Genomic DNA, 16,396 nt, shown 5'->3' on the forward strand with positions numbered 1-16,396 from the left:
GATGCAGGGCGGTGGTTCAGGAGAAGATTCCTTCATCGCCCGTTTTTTCCGTCCTCAGGCGGGTGCGCCGGCGGCGCTCGGTTTGCAGGATGATGCCGCCCTGCTGGCTTTGCCAGAGGGGCGGGAACTGGTGCTGACCAAGGATGCCCTGATTGCCGGGGTGCATTTCTTCCCGGATGATCCGCCCATTTCTATCGCCCGCAAGGCGTTGCGGGTGAACCTTTCAGATCTCGCCGCCAAGGGGGCGGAGCCGCTGGGGGCCTTGCTGGCTGTGGCTGTGCCGAAGGAGTGGGCGGGGCAAGCCGTGGAAGGCTCTGCCGGTAATAAGGCGGAAGTCTGGGTGGCTGCTTTTGCCGAAGCGCTGGGGGCCGATTGCAGGTTGCATGGCTGCCCGCTTTTGGGGGGCGATACTGTCTCTACGCCGGGGCCGCTCGCGCTATCCATTACGGCCTTGGGGTCTGTTCCGAAAGGGCAGTTTGTGCCGCGTACCGGGGCGAAGGCCGGCCAGGCCATCGTGGTGAGCGGTACCATCGGGGATGCCGCATTGGGCCTGCTGCTGCGGCAGAACCCCTCTCTCCCCGCTTTTGCAGGCTTGAGCGATGAGCAGCGCAGGCATCTTCTGGATCGTTATTTGCACCCTCAACCTCGCCTGGCCCTTGCGCCTGCGCTGCGCGCGCATGCCGTGGCAGCCATGGATGTTTCCGACGGCCTTGCGGGCGATCTTGCCAAGATGCTTTCAGCTTCTGGCTGCGGGGGGCGGCTGGAGGCTGGCCGTGTGCCGCTCTCCAGTGCAGCAGCTGCGGTAGTGCAGGCGGAGCCCGACCTGTTGCGCACGGTGCTGGGTGGCGGGGACGACTATGAAATCCTGGCCACTGTCTCCCATGATAAATTGCCTCAGTTGATCTCTGATGCAGCCGATATAGGTATAGGCCTATACATGGTGGGCGAGACGCACATCGCTGCGGGGCTGGATATTCAGGATAGGCATGGCCAGCCCATGGAGCTGGACAGCGGCAGCTTCAGCCATTTCTGATTTTTCTGATTGAGCTCTATAGGCTCTGCAAAAGTATGGTGCGCTTATGCTGCGCACCTATGGGGCGGCGTGTTTATGTGTATAGCCATAAATTGTATACACATAAATATATATACAATTTATAATTATAGGGCTTGTATTGCATAGGTGTTGTCTGGCTGCTCAGGCGCAGTGTGCGGTCAGGCGCTCAAAGCCGGACTGGAAGGCCGCGCCGACCCTGGCGGCTTGCTGGCGCATCTCTTCCGGCACAGGGTTTGTATTCTGGTTCAGGCGGGTTGCGGAAACGATGGGGCTGGCAGAATTCTGTCGCATCCGGGCCAATATCTCCCGCCAGATCTGCCGTGGCGTGCGCGCTTGCCGTGTGATGGACAGAGCTGCCGGTGCGCCAATGGCTGTGAGAAATGTTTCCGGCACTCCGGCTCCGGCACTGGCAGTATTGTAGGAATAAATATCAATCCTGCCACGCCCGCCTGTTCGCCAGCGTGCCAGAAATGCCTCATAGTCAAAATAGAAGCTGTGATCGCCAAAACGCAGGAAGCGTCCATCCTGCAAAATGGGGGCGATGAAATCTTTCAGTGGTAAACCCGGCTGCCGTTTCAGCATCTCATTATAAAGAGAGATGGCGTAGCTGGCCGGATCTCGCAGAAAAACCACATAGCGCGCCTGCCAGCCAACCTGCTGCAAGGTGTGCTCCAGCTTCTCGATCAGTTCCGGTCTCTCCACCAGAAATTGCAGTCCCTCAGCAGAAATCACGGCTTTTTGAGCGGTTGTTCCTGCAAGTTCTGTCGCCAGATCCTCAGGGCCTCCAAGGGTTGGGTCTGCCCGCTCTTCTCCCCGCAGCATCCATCCAATATTGTGATGGCCGGCGAAGTTGGGGAAGGCGCGTCCAGCCTGTGGCACATAAATGCCAAGCTGTTGCAGGCGCGAGGCCCGCTGGCACAGCAGCGACTGGATGGATGTGGTGCCTGTTTTGTGGGTTCCGATATGGATGAAGATTTGCCGCTTCACCGTCATTCCTGCTTTCGCCTTTTCCGACCTTCAAGAATGAGGAGTGGCCGTTTAACCTCGAAGGACACGTCAGTTGGCTTGTGCCATGCTGGCTTGTGGAGGGGAATGCCCTCAACATAAAAAGCGGGAGTGCCGGGCCGGGTGACTCGTCTCGTGGATGAGGCATTCCGCAAGTGGTTTGCGCCAATCGCGCCCCGGCAAAAGTCCAGAAGGTGAGAGTTGATGTCCGGCCCCGGTTTTGTTCATCTCCATGTGCATTCGGCTTATTCTCTGCTGGAAGGCGCGCTGCCTGTGGGCAAGTTGCAGAAGCTTCTGGCGGAAGACAATCAGCCGGCCATGGCGCTGACGGATACGGGCAACCTTTTCGGTGCGCTTGAGTTTTCTGAGAAAATGTCTGGTGCGGGTATTCAGCCCATCGCGGGTGTTTCGCTGGCGCTGGATGTGCCGGAGCCTCCTGGCCCGCGTGGCGTTCTGCGGGCGCGCCGGCCGCGTATCGTGCTGTTGGCCCAGCGCGAGGAGGGCTGGCGCAACCTGATGTATCTCGTTTCCCGCTCCTATCTGGAAACGGAGAGCGATGATGAACCGCGCATTCAGCTGGACTGGCTTTCGGAAGCGCATCAGGGGTTGATTGCGCTGACTGGAGGGCCGGCTGGCCCGCTGGATATGGCGCTGGCCGGAGGGCATGTCGATTTTGCAGCTGACCGGCTGGAGAAGCTGGCCTCCATCTTCGATGACCGGCTCTATATCGAATTGCAGCGCCATGGCCTTGAAACAGAAAAGCTGGTGGAGCCGGCTTTGCTGGATTTGGCCTATGACAAGGGTCTGCCGCTGGTGGCGGCTAATGAGCCCTTCTTCGCCAGCGGAGATGATTATCAGGCCCATGATGCGCTGATCTGCATAGCCGAAAGCAAGATTGTCGGCGATGAGGACCGTCGCCGCCTCACTCCGGAACATCGCTTCAAGACCCGTACGGAAATGTTGGAGCTTTTCGCCGATCTGCCGGAGGCCACGGACAATTCTGTAGAAATTGCCCAGCGCTGTTCCTGGCGGGTGCGCACGGTGCGCCCCATTCTGCCGCGCTTCACCACAGCGGCGGAGAATGAGGCGGGCGAGGATGCGGAAGTCGCCGAGGCGGCGGAGCTGGAGCGGCAGGCAAAAGAAGGGTTGGCCCACCGGCTGGAAAAGCACGGCCCGGCTGAAGGGCTGGAGGTGGAGGATTATGAGAAGAGGCTCGCCTATGAGCTCTCCATCATCACCCGCATGAAGTTTCCCGGCTACTTCCTGATCGTGTCGGACTTCATCAAATGGGCAAAAGCCCATGGCATTCCGGTGGGGCCGGGGCGTGGTTCTGGCGCGGGCTCTCTTGTGGCCTATTCCCTGCAAATCACTGATCTGGACCCGTTGCGCTTCCATCTGCTGTTCGAGCGCTTCCTGAACCCGGATCGCGTCTCCATGCCGGACTTTGACGTGGATTTCTGTCAGGAGCGCCGCGACGAGGTGATCCATTATGTGCAGGAGCGTTATGGCCGTGCGCAGGTGGCGCAGATCATCACCTTCGGTACGCTTCAGGCCCGCGGCGTGCTGCGCGATGTGGGACGCGTGCTTGAAATGCCCTATGGGCAGGTAGACAAGCTCTGCAAGCTGGTGCCGCAGAACCCGGCCAGTCCGGTTTCGCTGAAGGATGCCATCAAGGATGAGCCGCGTCTTCAGGCTGCCGCCGAAGAAGAGGAGGTGGTCAAGCGCGCCTTCGATGTGGCGGTGCGTCTTGAGGGGTTGAACCGCCACGCCTCTACCCATGCGGCCGGTATCGTGATCGGGGATCGCAAGCTGCACGAGCTGGTGCCGCTTTATCGCGATCCCAAATCCGATATGCCTGTGACCCAGTATAATATGAAGTGGGTGGAACAGGCCGGGCTGGTGAAGTTCGACTTTCTGGGCCTGAAAACCCTCACCACCATTGATAAGGCCGTGAAGCTCATCCGCCAGCGCGGCATTGATCTGGATATTTCCAAAATCCCGCTGGATGACCCCAAGACCTATGCCATGCTTGGCAAGGGCGAGACGGTGGGCGTGTTCCAGGTTGAAAGTGCGGGCATGCGCCGCGCACTGGTGGACATGAAGGCTGACCGTATCGAGGATATCGTGGCGCTGGTTGCGCTGTATCGACCCGGCCCCATGGCCAATATTCCGGTCTATTGCGATTGTAAGCACGGGCGTGCCAAGCCGGATTATATCCACCCCAAACTTGAGCCCTATCTGAAGGAAACCTTCGGCGTCATCATCTATCAGGAACAGGTGATGCAGATTGCCCAGGCGCTTTCGGGCTATTCACTGGGTGAGGCAGATCTTCTGCGCCGTGCCATGGGTAAGAAGATCCGCGCCGAGATGGACAAGCAGCGCGTCCGTTTCGTGGATGGCGCGATGGCCGGCGGCATTGAAAAGGCCATGGCCGACCAGATCTTCGATGTTCTGGCCAAGTTCGCCGATTATGGCTTCAACAAATCCCACGCCGCCGCCTATGCGCTGGTGGCGTACCAGACCGCATGGCTGAAGGCGAATTACCCCACCGAGTTTCTTGCCGCTTCCATGACCATGGATATGGGCAATACTGACAAGCTGGCCGAATTTCGTCAGGAGTCGCAGCGGCTGGGCATTACGGTGGTGCCGCCAAACATCAATCGCTCTTTCCGTGAATTTGCGGTGGAAAATGGCGAGATCATCTATGCCATGGCAGCCATCAAGGGCGTGGGCGGCGCGGCCGTCGAGGCGCTGGTGGAAGCCCGCAATGGCATGCCCTTCCGTGATCTGTCCGATTTCGCCGCCCGCGTGCCTGTGAAGATGGTGAACAAGCGGGTGCTGGAGAATCTCACCGCTGCCGGCTGTTTTGATGTGTTGGAGAAGAACCGGGCAAGGGCCTTCGCCGCCATTGAAAGCGTGATGGCCGAGGCGCATCGCATGGAAGCGGATGCGGCGCTGGGGCAGAATGACATGTTTGGCTCTGGCCCGGCTGCGGCCAGCCTCCATGTGCCGGATGTTTCGCCATGGCTGCCGGCCGAGCGGCTGAAGAAGGAATATGATGCTGTCGGCTTCTTCCTCACCGGCCACCCGCTGGATGATTATGCGGATGCGTTGAAAAAAATGCGGGTGCAGACCTTTGCCGATCTTTCGCGTGCGGTGCGGGCGGGCGCAGCAGCGGGCCGGCTGGCGGCAACGGTGGTGTCACGTCAGGAGCGACGCACCAAATCGGGCTCGCGCATGGGTATTGTGGGGCTGTCGGACCCTTCCGGCCATTTCGAGGCGGTTATCTTCTCCGAGGGGCTGGCCCATTATCGTGATCTGCTGGAGCCGGGCACGCCGCTGCTGATGATGGTGGGTGCCGCGCTGAATGGCGAGGATGTGCGCCTCACCATCCAGACCTGCGAGAAGCTGGATGAGGCGACTGCTCGTCATCACAAGGCTTTGCGCATCTTCCTCAATTCACCTGCGCCGTTGGAGAGTATCGCCAAAAGGCTGGAGAGCGCGCGGGGAGATGGCGAGGTGAGCCTTGTTCTGCTGATGGATGATGGCAAGGCGGAGGTGGAAATTCGCCTGGGTGGCCATTATCCCGTCTCGCCGCAGATTGCCGGTGCGCTGAAGGCCATTCCCGGCGTGGTCTCGGTTGAGGCGGCCTGATACGCGGTTTTTGGCGTTTTTTGGCATGAACTCGCATCTTCTTGTGCGCAAGAACGGGGGGCGGGCCTTGCCACATTCTGTTCCTTCGCGTATATGCGCGCCCATCCCACACGCGGACTCAGCGGCCTTCGGGCCATCCGGTGCTCTGCTCCATGGCGGAGCGTGAGTACGTCCGCGGAGGTCCAACCGGAGAATAGAAGACAATGGCTCTCCCCGATTATTCCATGCGTCAGCTCCTCGAAGCTGGCGTGCATTTCGGTCACCAGGCGCATCGCTGGAACCCGAAGATGGCACCGTACATCTTCGGCACCCGCAATAATATCCACATTCTTGACCTGTCGCAGACCGTGCCGTCGCTGCATCGCGCGCTTCAGGCGGTGTCCGACACCGTGGCCCAGGGCGGTCGTGTGCTGTTCGTTGGCACCAAGCGTCAGGCTCAGGATGCCGTGGCCGATGCGGCTCGCCGTTCTGCCCAGTATTATGTGAATCACCGCTGGCTCGGCGGCATGCTCACCAACTGGAAGACCATCTCCAACTCCATCGCGCGCCTGAAGAAGCTGGAAGAGACCCTTGCGGCTCCCGAGGCCAGCTCTGGCTACACCAAGAAAGAGCGTCTGACGCTCACCCGTGAGCTGGAGAAGCTGGAGAAGGCCCTCGGCGGTATTCGCGATATGGGCGGTCTGCCGGACCTGCTGTTCGTGATCGACACCAACAAGGAAGACATCGCCGTGAAGGAGGCCCAGCGCCTTGGCATTCCGGTGGCGGCTATCCTTGACTCCAACTGCGATCCGGATGGCATTGCTTTCCCGGTGCCGGGCAATGACGATGCCGGCCGTGCCATTCAGCTCTATTGCGATCTGATCGCGCGCGCCGCCATTGATGGTATCGGCCGCAGCCAGGCGGATCTGGGTATTGATCTGGGCGCCGAGGATGAGCTGGAACTGGCGGAAGATCTGCCTGCCGAGACGTCCGTGTGGGTGGCGTTCGAGCCGCTCTCCGGTCCGCGTGGCGTGGCTGATGATCTCAAGGTGCTCGCTGGTGTGAGCCCCGAGATCGAGCAGAAGCTGAATGATCTTGGCGTGTTCCACTTCTGGCAGGTTTCCGGCCTGGATGCTGTTGACGCTCAGCGCATCGGCGAGGAAGTGGGTCTGCCGGGCCGTGTGGAAGCCTGGATCGCCCAGACCAAGGAGCTGGTCTCCGAAGCTGAGTGATCCTGTCGTACGGTTGATACGAATCACAGGCAAAGGGGGCGCGTGGCGCCTCAGCGGCCGGCTCGGGAGGACCCTTGCCGGCCGTGTTGTAAGAAGAAGGGATTGGACATGGCTGCGATCACTGCCGGGCTCGTGAAGGAACTGCGCGAAAAGACTGGCGCGGGCATGATGGATTGCAAGTCTGCGCTGACCGAGACCAATGGCGACGTTGAGGCCGCCATCGATTGGCTGCGCAAGAAGGGGCTTGCCAAGGCTGCCAAGAAGGCCGGCCGCGTGGCGGCCGAGGGTCTGGTCGCTGTGGAATCGGCTGGCCTTCACGCTGCGATGGTGGAAATCAATGCGGAGACCGACTTCGTCGCCCGCAATCCCGATTTCCAGACTTTCGTGCGCGAAGCCGCCAAGGTGGCTCTCACCTGCGAGGGTACGCTGGAATCTCTGGCCAACACCAAGTTCCCCGGTGAGGACGTGACTGTTGCCGAGAAGGTCTCCGCTCTGGTGGCGACCATTGGTGAGAACATGGCCCTGCGTCGTGTCGCCAAGCTCAGCGTCGCTCACGGCGTTGTGGCTACTTATGTGCATGGCCAGGTGGTCGAGGGTCAGGGCCGCATCGGCGTGCTGGTGGCTCTGGATTCCGAGGGTGATGTCGAAAAGCTCACCACGCTTGGTCGTCAGATCGCGATGCATGTTGCGGCTCTCAACCCGATGGCGCTGAACGAGAGCGGTATTCCGGAAGAGACCGTCGCCCGTGAAAAGGCCATCCTGCTGGAGAAGCATCAGGGCAAGCCGGCTCACGTGCAGGACAAGATCGCCGAAAGCGGCATCAAGAGCTTCATGAAGGAAAATACCCTCATCGAGCAGCCTTTCGTGCATGATGGTTCCAAGTCTGTGGGTCAGGTGCTGAAGGAAGCTGAAGCTCAGGTTGGCGCTCCGGTGCAGCTGACGGGCTTCGTGCGCTTTGCACTGGGCGAAGGCATTGAGAAGGAAGAGGCCGATTTCGCGGCCGAGGTCGCTGCTGCGGCCGGCCAGGGCTGACGGAGGCTTCCATGTCAGTCCGCGTGATGGATGATTCTGATCGGCTGGGTCCGGCTGGCGCAGAGACGCTGCCTTACCCGCGTGTGCTGGTGAAGGTTTCTGGTGAGGCTCTGATGGGGCCGGAAGCCTTTGGTCTTCATCCGCCGACGGTGTCGGCCATTGCGCGAGATCTTGCAGCCCTGCGCGAGCGGGGCTGTGAGGTGGCTGTTGTTGTGGGCGGTGGCAACATTCTGCGCGGTGCGCGGGTGGCGGGCGAGGATCTTGCCCGTGCCACGGCTGACAATATGGGCATGCTGGCGACAGTAATGAATGCACTGGCGCTGGAACAGGCGGTGGAAAAGGCCGGAGTGCCGGCCCGCAGCATGTCCGCCATCGCTATGCCGACCGTATGTGAGCCCTACGCACGCCAGCAGGCGTTGCGTCATCTGCGCCGCGGCCGGGTGGTGGTTCTGGCGGGGGGCACGGGCAACCCCTATTTCACCACGGATACAGGCGCTGTTCTGCGTGCGGCTGAACTGGAGTGCGATGCCGTGCTGAAGGCGACCAATGTTGATGGTGTCTACAGTGCCGACCCCAAGCGGGATCCGAACGCTGTGCGCTTTGCCCGTCTGACACATGATGAAGCCTTGGCGAAAGATCTGAAGGTAATGGATGCCGCAGCCTTTGCGCTCGCACGTGAGGCGGCTCTTTCCATCATTGTGTTCGCTGTTCAGGAGCCTAGCTCCATCACTGCTGCGGCCATTGGCGAGGGGCGCGCCACTATTGTGGAGCCCTGAGGGCTTGCTTTAAGGCCAGCGGGGCAGGAGGTTCATCGCAGCCTCTTGCCTCATACCCCTGTTCTGGTGCAGAGACGGAGCCGGGGATAAATCAGCTTTTTACACGGTGATGGATACCTTGATTGTGCCGGTTCCGTCATTTTGTCGTCGCCTTAACGTCCGCTTGAGGATAAAAGCTGAGCCTTTCGGGCCGATGCGAAAGCAAGAAAGAGGATTGTCATGAGCGCCGCGACCTTCGACCTGTCCGATATCAAGCGCCGGATGAATGGCGCCATCTCTGTTCTGGGAGATGAGCTATCGGGTTTGCGCACCGGACGCGCCTCCATCAATCTGCTGGACCCGATCACGGTGGAAGCCTATGGCGCGCGCATGCCGCTGAACCAGGTGGCAACGGTGTCTGTGCCGGAAGCGCGTATGCTGTCTGTGCAGGTGTGGGACCGGGGTATGGTCTCCGCCGTGGAAAAAGCCATCCGTGACAGCAATCTGGGTCTCAACCCGGCCACTGAGGGGCAGGTTCTGCGCCTGCGTATTCCTGAACTGAACCAGGAGCGTCGTCAGGAACTGGTGAAGGTGGCGCATAAATATGCCGAGGCCGCCCGCGTGGCCGTGCGCCATGTGCGCCGCGATGGCATGGATCTTCTCAAGAAGATGGAGAAGGATGGCGAAACCGGTCTGGATGAGATCGAGCGTTTCTCCAAGGACGTGCAGAAGGTTACTGATGACGCGATCTCCGAGATCGATCAGAACCTTGCGCAGAAGGAAAAGGAAATCCTCTCGGTCTGAGGCGCTGTGGCCAACAAGACAGGTGAGGGGAGCCGCCCGTGAGTCCTGAACACGCTACGCCGCTGCACGCGCCGCCCACCGAGGGTGTGGACGCATCTGTCCGTGTGCCTGTGCATGTGGGTATCATCATGGATGGGAACGGGCGCTGGGCGACGGCGCGCCATCTGCCGAGAGCTGAAGGGCATCGTCGGGGGGTGGAGGCGCTTCGCCGTTGCGTGCGCGCAGCGCGTGAGCTGGGAATACGCTTTCTCACCGTCTACAGCTTTTCCAGCGAGAACTGGAGCCGCCCCGCCGCAGAAATCGCGGAGTTGATGGGGCTTCTGCGCTTCTTCATTCGCAATGATCTGGCTGAATTGCATGCCAGTAATGTGCGGGTGCGGGTTATTGGCGAGCGGGCCAATCTCAGCGCGGATATTGTCTCCCTTCTGAATGAGGCCGAGGCGATGACCCGCGCCAATAGCGGGCTGACTCTTGTGGTGGCTTTCAATTATGGGGGGCGTCAGGAGATCGCCGCCGCCGCTGCGGCGATCGCTGCGGATGTCGCCGCCGGTCGCATGAAGCCTGAAGACGTGGACGTGGATGCGATTTCCACGCGTCTCCAAACCACGGATATTCCTGATCCAGACCTCATCATCCGCACATCCGGGGAACAGCGTCTCTCCAACTTTTTGTTATGGCAATCCGCTTATGCCGAATTCGTGTTTCTGCCGCTGAACTGGCCTGATTTTGACAAGGCGAGCCTGTGTGGAGCACTGGAAGAATTCGCCCGCCGTGAGCGTCGTTTTGGAGGCGTCACACCTTGTCCGGTTCCATAATGAACAAGGGCAGGGGGGGCGACCTCAAATATCGTGCAGCATCCGTCGCGGTTCTGGTGCCAGTGGTTCTGGCGCTGACATGGCTGGGGGGCTGGGCTTTCACGACGCTGTGGCTGCTGGCCAGTGTGGCTGTGCTTTACGAGTGGGCCAGTATCACCTGTCTTCAGCGTCGGCCGGTCTGGCTGGGTGTTGGTGTCGTGTGTTTGCTGGCGGCGGCAATTCTGCTTCAGCTCGGGCAGTTGCACTTTTCCATTCTGGTGATTCTGGCCGGGGCTCTTGTTTCCTCCCTGCTGGCTCCGAGCCAGAGAGGCTGGGCGTTCTGGGGCATTGTGATTGCCGGGGCCACGCTGGTGCCGGTCGTGGCTTTGCGTGGCAGCGGCTTGCTGGGCATGTTGGCGATTTTCTATTTGTATGCCGTGGTTTGGGCGACAGATAGCTTCGCTTATTTCACCGGGCGCACACTGGGCGGCCCCAAATTGTGGCCGCGTGTTTCACCAAACAAAACATGGTCTGGCGCACTGGGAGGCGTGCTGGCAGGTGCCTTGGCGGCGGCTGTGCTGGCGCTGGGCGCAGGGTTGCCGGGGGTTGGTGCTCTGGTGGGGCTGGCGGTATTGCTTTCAATCGTAAGCCAGGCTGGCGATCTTGCCGAATCCTCTATCAAGCGCCTGTTTGGCGTGAAGGATGCGGGCTGTCTTATTCCCGGCCATGGCGGCATTCTGGACCGGCTTGATGGTTTCATAGTTGCGGCACTGCTGGCGCTGGTTGTCGCCCTGTTACGGGGCGGGATGGAGCCGGCTGCCGGCTTGATGATGTGGTAAGGATGCGGCAATGACACGACTCTCGGTTCTGGGCGCCACGGGCTCCATCGGCCAGAGCGTCGCGAAAGTACTGGCCGAACATCCTGAGATGTATCAGGTGGAAGCCCTTGTGGGCGGCCGGAATGCGCAGGCTCTTGCGAGAATGGCTCGTCAGCTTGGCGCGCGCTTCGCGGCTTTGGCTGATCCCGCTGGCGGACCAGCTTTGGCGCAGGCTCTTGAAGGTACAGGTATCGCCAGTGGCGCAGGGCCTGAGGCTGTTCTGGACGCCGCCCGACGCGAAACGGATGTGGTGGTGAGCGCTATTGTGGGCGTGGCGGGGCTGGCTCCTTCCGTTGCTGCACTGGGGGCGGGCCGTCGCATGGCGCTGGCTAATAAAGAGTGCCTTGTGGCCGCCGGCGACTTCTTCATGGCGGAAGCGGCCCAGGTGGGGACTGAAATTCTCCCCATGGACAGTGAGCACAACGCCATTTTTCAGGCGCTTTCAGCCGCGCCGGCGCGGGCGGTGGAGTGCATCACTCTGACAGCCTCTGGCGGGCCATTTCGCAAAACCAGCCGGGCGGAGATGGAGCATGTCACCCGTGCAGATGCGCTCAAACATCCCAACTGGTCCATGGGTGCAAAAATCACCATTGATTCCGCCACCTTGATGAATAAGGGGCTGGAGCTGATCGAGGCGCATCATCTGTTCGCGGTGCCGGCGGCGCAGTTGGATGCCGTGGTGCATCCCGAATCTGTCGTACACGGGCTGGTGTCCTTCGTTGATGGCTCGGTTGTTGCTGGTATGGCTCTGCCGGACATGTGCGTGCCGATTGCGCATTGTCTGGCTTATCCCGAGAGGCTGAGCTTTCCGGCGCGGCGGATGAACCTGGTGCAGCTTGGGAAGCTGACATTCGAGGCGGTGGATGAAGGGCGTTTCCCCGCCTTTGCGCTGGCGCGTGCTGCCATGGCGACGGGTGGTGGAGCGCCAACCATTCTCAATGCCGCGAATGAAGTGGCGGTTGGGGCCTTTCTCGAAGGTCGGATTGGCTTTTACGGTATCAGCGACATGGTCGCCCGCACGTTGGAGAAGATGGCGGTCGGGCCTGCCCCCTCCAGCGTGGAGGAGGCGTTGTCTCTGGATATGGAAGCGCGGCATGTTGCGGCGGAATGCGCTCTGGCATTGAGCTGACAGGCCCTGAGAGGCACATTGTGCCTGATTTTGGCGCAAGGCCATCCTATGGGCAAAATGTCAGGGCAAAATCATGCGCCAGATATGATGGCTGGATGAAGGGTAGGGAAGCAGACAATGGACGCGGTTTCCGATGTGAGTTTCATGGGGAGCCTGTTCGGAGCCGGCGGCTCCTTGCTGGGCTATCTCATTCCCTTCGTGTTCGTGCTCACGCTGGTGGTGTTCTTTCATGAGTTGGGCCACTTCTGGGTGGCGCGTCGCGCCGGGGTGCGGGTGCTGGCCTTTTCCATCGGCTTTGGCCCGGAACTGATCGGCTTCAATGATCGCCATGGCACGCGCTGGAAGATCGCGGCGATTCCGCTTGGCGGCTATGTCCGCTTCTATGGGGATGAGGATGCGGCTTCCGCGCCGGATGCCGAGAAGCTGGAAAGCATGAATCCGCAGGAGCGCAAGGAAAGCTTCTTTTATCAGCCTCTGGGCTGGCGTGCGGCTATCGTGGCTGCGGGGCCTGTTGCCAATTTCATTCTGGCCATCGTTATTTTTTCCATTGTTTTCATGGTGTATGGGCGCCAAGTGGCGGCTCCGCGTGTGGATCAGGTGGGGGCGGGCAGTGCTGCGGCCCAGGCCGGGTTCGAGCCGGGTGATCTGGTGCTGTCCATTGACGGGCAGAAGATCAGCAGCTTCTCGGATATGCAGCGCATTGTGGGGATGCATGCCGGCACGGCGCTCACCTTCATTGTGGAGCGCGGCGGGGCGGAAGTGTCTTTGCAGGCCACGCCGGAACTCAAGGAAGTGAAGGACCCCTTCGGCAATGTGCAACGCACGGGCCTTCTGGGTATTTCCCGTTCCCTGTCTGCCGGGGATGTCACTGTACAGCACTATGGTCCGGTCGAGGCCGTGGGCATGGGGGTGCAGGAAACCTGGTATGTGGTGACGCGGACCTTTGATTATATCGGCGGCCTCGTAACCGGCCGGGAATCGGCCGATCAGCTTGGTGGTCCTATCCGCATTGCCCAGGTTTCGGGCCAGGTGGCCACCTTCGGCTTTGGCGCTTTGCTTTCACTGGCGGCGGTTCTGTCGGTTTCTATAGGTCTGCTTAACCTATTTCCCATCCCGATGTTGGATGGCGGGCACCTTTTGTTTTACGCTTGCGAAGCTGTACGCGGACGCCCCCTCAGTGCCCGTGCTCAGGATATCGGCTTCCGCATCGGGCTTGCGCTGGTGCTGATGCTGATGATCTTCGCTACCTGGAACGATGTGTTGCATCTTGCAACAATGTGAAGGGGTTAGAGGGGCCACGGGTCGTGTCCGAAGGGCAACGGTCCGTGGGAAAGTCGCAGGTCAGAGGCCGGGTGCGGTTTGCACCTCCGTCAAAAGCCTGTACAAGCAGCCCGACAGGGCAAGAATCTGCCACGGACGTTTCACAGTCGTGGCAGATTTATGATTGTAGTAATTTCTTAAGGTTGTGCGCCACATGACTGCTTCGCTCCGGGTGATGAGAAATCTGGCTGCCACCCTCGGCATTGCGACCACTGCTGCGATGTCGACGGCGGCTGGTGCCATCTTGGTGGCGAGCCCTGCTGTGGCTCAGGCCAATAGCATTGTTGTTCAGGGTAACCAGCGCGTCAGTGCGGAAACGATCCGCTCTTATTTTGGTTCCGGCCCCTATACGGCCGCCAAGGTTGATGAGGCGTGGAAGGCGCTTTACGGCACCGGCCTCTTCTCTGATGTGCAGGTTTCCCGCCAGGGTGGCCGTATTGTTGTGCGGGTGACTGAAAATCAGGTCATCAACAAGGTTGCCTTCGAGGGTAACAAGAAGCTCAAGGATGAGGTTCTTGCCGGCGAGGTGCAGTCCAAGCCGCGCGGGGCGCTTTCCAAGGCGACGGTGCAGGCGGATACGCAGCGTATCGTTGAAGTTTATCGTCGGGCCGGGCGCGATAATGTCCGCGTCAACCCTGTCACCATTGATCGCGGCGATGGTCGGGTCGATCTGGTGTTCGAGGTTGAAGAAGGCAAGAAGGTTGGTGTCAAGGACATCAAGTTCGTTGGCAACAAGGCCTATTCGGACTGGAAGTTGAAGGACATCATCACGACCACGACCAGTGGTCTGCTGTCCTTCATGAAATCGACCGACGTTTATGATGCGGATCGTGTGAATGCGGATCAGGAGTTGCTGCGTCGCTTCTATCTGACGCACGGTTATGCTGATTTCCGCGTGGTTTCCGCGACAGCCCAGCTGGACCCTTCGGGGGATGGTTACGTCATCACCTTCGTTCTGGATGAGGGTGACCAGTACAAGTTCGGCGATGTCGATGTGATCTCCTCCATTCGGGAGGTTCCCGCCGATTCCCTGCGCTCCGTTCTGCGCGCGCAGGAGGGGCAGATCTATGACGCCAATGATGTTCAGAAGTCTGTCGAGAATCTGACGGTTGAGGTCTCCAAGCGCGGTTATGCCTTTGCGCAGGTGCGTCCTCGTGGTGACCGGGATTTCGCCTCCAAGCAGATCAATCTGCTTTTCGTGGTGGAAGAAGGGCCGCGCGTTTATGTCGAGCGTATTGAGATTCGCGGTAATACCCGTACGCGAGATTGGGTGATCCGTCGCGAATTCGATCTCGGCGAAGGCGATGCCTATAACCGTGTGCTGGTGAATCGCGCCGAGCGTCGCTTGCGTAACCTCGGATACTTCAAGACTGTGCGGGTTACGAATGAGCCGGGATCTGCGCCGGATCGCGTCATCCTTGTTGTGGATGTCGAGGATCAGCCGACGGGTGAATTCGCTGTCTCGGGCGGGTACTCCACGTCTGACGGCCTCATCGGTGAAGTTTCTTTGGGTGAGAAGAACTTCCTGGGGCGCGGTCAGTATGTAAAGGTGTCCGGTTCTTGGGGTGAAAACAGCAAGGGTGCTGAATTCTCCTTCACCGAGCCTTTCTTCCTCGGCTACCGTATTGCTGCGGGCGTTGATGCCTACTGGAAGGAGACGACCCCGACCAGCTACACCAACTACTCCACCGATATGGTGGGTGGCGGTTTGCGTCTCGGTCTTCCCATCACGGATGAGCTGACGCTTGCTCTGCGATATAATCTCTATCAGCGTGAAATCACGGTCTGTGACCCGAGCTATTATTCGGATTATGGCGCGCTGATGTGGGATGAGCTGGCTCTGTGTGAGACCAGTGCCTCGTGGGCGGTGCGTCAGGCGCAGGCCGACGGTGCGACCCTGACTTCTGCTGTGGGTTATACGCTCTCCTTCAACGGGCTTGATAGCTCGATGAACCCGACGAAGGGTCTGTATGCTGAGCTGAAGCAGGATCTTGCTGGTGTTGGCGGCGATGTGAACTTCCTGCGCACGACGGGTGATGTGCGTCATTATACGCCGCTGAACTTTGGCGATGCGGTGCTGATGCTGCGCGGGCAGGCTGGTTATGTCTCCTCTTGGGGTGATGACAGTCTGGCGATCATGGATAACTTCTTCATGGGGCCCAATCTGGTGCGCGGTTTTGCGCCTTCCGGTATTGGTCCGCGTGACGTTGCGCCTTGCGCCAGCTCAAATGCGGGAACTCCGGCCTATTTCAACTGCATCGAAAACAACTCGACCGCTCTGGGTGGTACCTTGTACTGGGGTGTCTCGGCTGAGGTGCAGTTCCCGCTTTCCTTCCTGCCCAAGGATATGGGCTTGAAGGCCGCGGTCTTCGTCGATGCCGGTTCGGTATATGACTATAATGGCTCGACCATCTTCCCGGATGTCGCAGGCTGGAATGGTAATAACTTCTACGGAAACCCGAATATCGTGAACTGTAAGAGCACGGGCTACAACACGAAGAATTCCGTGGGTAATGTCTGTGTAGTTGACGAGAACGTGGTTCGCTCGTCCATCGGTGCCAGCTTGCTGTGGCAGTCGCCCTTTGGTCCGCTGCGCTTTGACTATGCTTGGGCGCTGTCGAAGGCCAACTACGATGATGTTCAGGAGTTCCGCTTCTCGGGTGGTGCGCGCTTCTGATTTCTCTATGTGATGCGGGCGCCGCAGGGCTTGGGCTGGTTTGGTCCAGGCTCGGTGGCGCCCGCCCTGTTTCGGTCAGGTAT

General features: G+C 60.0%; 12 protein-coding genes. 11 read left to right on the forward strand and 1 reads right to left on the reverse strand.

Annotated features, from left to right (window positions below; genetic code table 11):
• Position 1: 1 nt before the first annotated feature.
• Positions 2-1,033: a thiamine-phosphate kinase gene (gene thiL, locus ACT6QH_RS09635; protein ID WP_444974601.1), complete on the forward strand. Its 1,032-nt coding sequence runs from the start codon at positions 2-4 to the stop codon at positions 1,031-1,033.
• 162 nt (positions 1,034-1,195) lie between these two features.
• On the opposite strand, the gene ACT6QH_RS09640 is transcribed toward thiL, so the two are convergent.
• Positions 1,196-2,047, reverse strand: coding sequence for a hypothetical protein (locus ACT6QH_RS09640; RefSeq protein ID WP_444974602.1), 852 nt, complete (start codon positions 2,045-2,047; stop codon positions 1,196-1,198).
• A 216-nt stretch (positions 2,048-2,263) separates the two neighbouring features.
• On the opposite strand from ACT6QH_RS09640, the gene dnaE reads away from it, so the two are divergent.
• The 10 genes from dnaE to bamA all read left to right on the forward strand — a co-directional run bounded on the left by dnaE (position 2,264) and on the right by bamA (position 16,313).
• Positions 2,264-5,713, forward strand: a complete 3,450-nt coding sequence (dnaE, locus tag ACT6QH_RS09645; protein WP_444974603.1) for a DNA polymerase III subunit alpha — start codon at positions 2,264-2,266, stop codon at positions 5,711-5,713.
• A gap of 203 nt (positions 5,714-5,916) precedes the next feature.
• On the forward strand, positions 5,917-6,924 hold the full coding sequence (locus ACT6QH_RS09650) for a 30S ribosomal protein S2 (RefSeq protein ID WP_444974604.1): 1,008 nt from the start codon (positions 5,917-5,919) through the stop codon (positions 6,922-6,924).
• 108 nt (positions 6,925-7,032) lie between these two features.
• On the forward strand, positions 7,033-7,956 hold the full coding sequence (tsf, locus tag ACT6QH_RS09655) for a translation elongation factor Ts (protein WP_444974605.1): 924 nt from the start codon (positions 7,033-7,035) through the stop codon (positions 7,954-7,956).
• A gap of 26 nt (positions 7,957-7,982) precedes the next feature.
• Complete coding sequence (gene pyrH / locus ACT6QH_RS09660) at positions 7,983-8,732, forward strand: UMP kinase (RefSeq protein WP_444974646.1); 750 nt, start codon at positions 7,983-7,985, stop codon at positions 8,730-8,732.
• Between the two features lie 219 nt (positions 8,733-8,951).
• Positions 8,952-9,515 carry a ribosome recycling factor gene (frr, locus tag ACT6QH_RS09665; protein ID WP_444974606.1) on the forward strand — a complete coding sequence of 188 codons (564 nt, stop codon included), beginning with the start codon at positions 8,952-8,954 and terminating at the stop codon, positions 9,513-9,515.
• Between the two features lie 62 nt (positions 9,516-9,577).
• Complete coding sequence (locus tag ACT6QH_RS09670) at positions 9,578-10,330, forward strand: isoprenyl transferase (RefSeq protein WP_444974647.1); 753 nt, start codon at positions 9,578-9,580, stop codon at positions 10,328-10,330.
• Positions 10,315-11,148 (forward strand): phosphatidate cytidylyltransferase, encoded by an 834-nt coding sequence (locus ACT6QH_RS09675; RefSeq protein ID WP_444974607.1) that lies wholly within the window; start codon positions 10,315-10,317, stop codon positions 11,146-11,148. The genes ACT6QH_RS09670 and ACT6QH_RS09675 overlap by 16 nt, the downstream gene beginning before the upstream one ends.
• Before the next feature lie 10 nt (positions 11,149-11,158).
• Positions 11,159-12,316, forward strand: a complete 1,158-nt coding sequence (gene dxr / locus ACT6QH_RS09680) for a 1-deoxy-D-xylulose-5-phosphate reductoisomerase (RefSeq protein WP_444974608.1) — start codon at positions 11,159-11,161, stop codon at positions 12,314-12,316.
• Between the two features lie 117 nt (positions 12,317-12,433).
• Complete coding sequence (gene rseP, locus ACT6QH_RS09685) at positions 12,434-13,597, forward strand: RIP metalloprotease RseP (RefSeq protein WP_444974609.1); 1,164 nt, start codon at positions 12,434-12,436, stop codon at positions 13,595-13,597.
• A 193-nt stretch (positions 13,598-13,790) separates the two neighbouring features.
• The gene (gene bamA, locus ACT6QH_RS09690; protein ID WP_444974610.1) at positions 13,791-16,313 is read left to right on the forward strand and encodes an outer membrane protein assembly factor BamA; all 2,523 of its coding nucleotides are present in this window, start codon (positions 13,791-13,793) and stop codon (positions 16,311-16,313) included.
• Positions 16,314-16,396: the final 83 nt, after the last annotated feature.

This window comes from Haloleucobacter albus, from assembly GCF_052492075.1.

What these genes read in the sequence shown, in the direction of transcription:
- pyrH (WP_444974646.1), top strand. Translation starts at nt 7,983, where the DNA reads ATGGATGATTCTGATCGGCTGGGTCCGGCTGGCGCAGAGACGCTGCCT.
- dxr (WP_444974608.1), top strand. Translation starts at nt 11,159, where the DNA reads ATGACACGACTCTCGGTTCTGGGCGCCACGGGCTCCATCGGCCAGAGC.
- frr (WP_444974606.1), top strand. Translation starts at nt 8,952, where the DNA reads ATGAGCGCCGCGACCTTCGACCTGTCCGATATCAAGCGCCGGATGAAT.
- dnaE (WP_444974603.1), top strand. Translation starts at nt 2,264, where the DNA reads ATGTCCGGCCCCGGTTTTGTTCATCTCCATGTGCATTCGGCTTATTCT.
- rseP (WP_444974609.1), top strand. Translation starts at nt 12,434, where the DNA reads ATGGACGCGGTTTCCGATGTGAGTTTCATGGGGAGCCTGTTCGGAGCC.
- ACT6QH_RS09640 (WP_444974602.1), bottom strand. Translation starts at nt 2,047, where the DNA reads ATGACGGTGAAGCGGCAAATCTTCATCCATATCGGAACCCACAAAACA.
- bamA (WP_444974610.1), top strand. Translation starts at nt 13,791, where the DNA reads ATGACTGCTTCGCTCCGGGTGATGAGAAATCTGGCTGCCACCCTCGGC.
- ACT6QH_RS09650 (WP_444974604.1), top strand. Translation starts at nt 5,917, where the DNA reads ATGGCTCTCCCCGATTATTCCATGCGTCAGCTCCTCGAAGCTGGCGTG.
- tsf (WP_444974605.1), top strand. Translation starts at nt 7,033, where the DNA reads ATGGCTGCGATCACTGCCGGGCTCGTGAAGGAACTGCGCGAAAAGACT.
- thiL (WP_444974601.1), top strand. Translation starts at nt 2, where the DNA reads ATGCAGGGCGGTGGTTCAGGAGAAGATTCCTTCATCGCCCGTTTTTTC.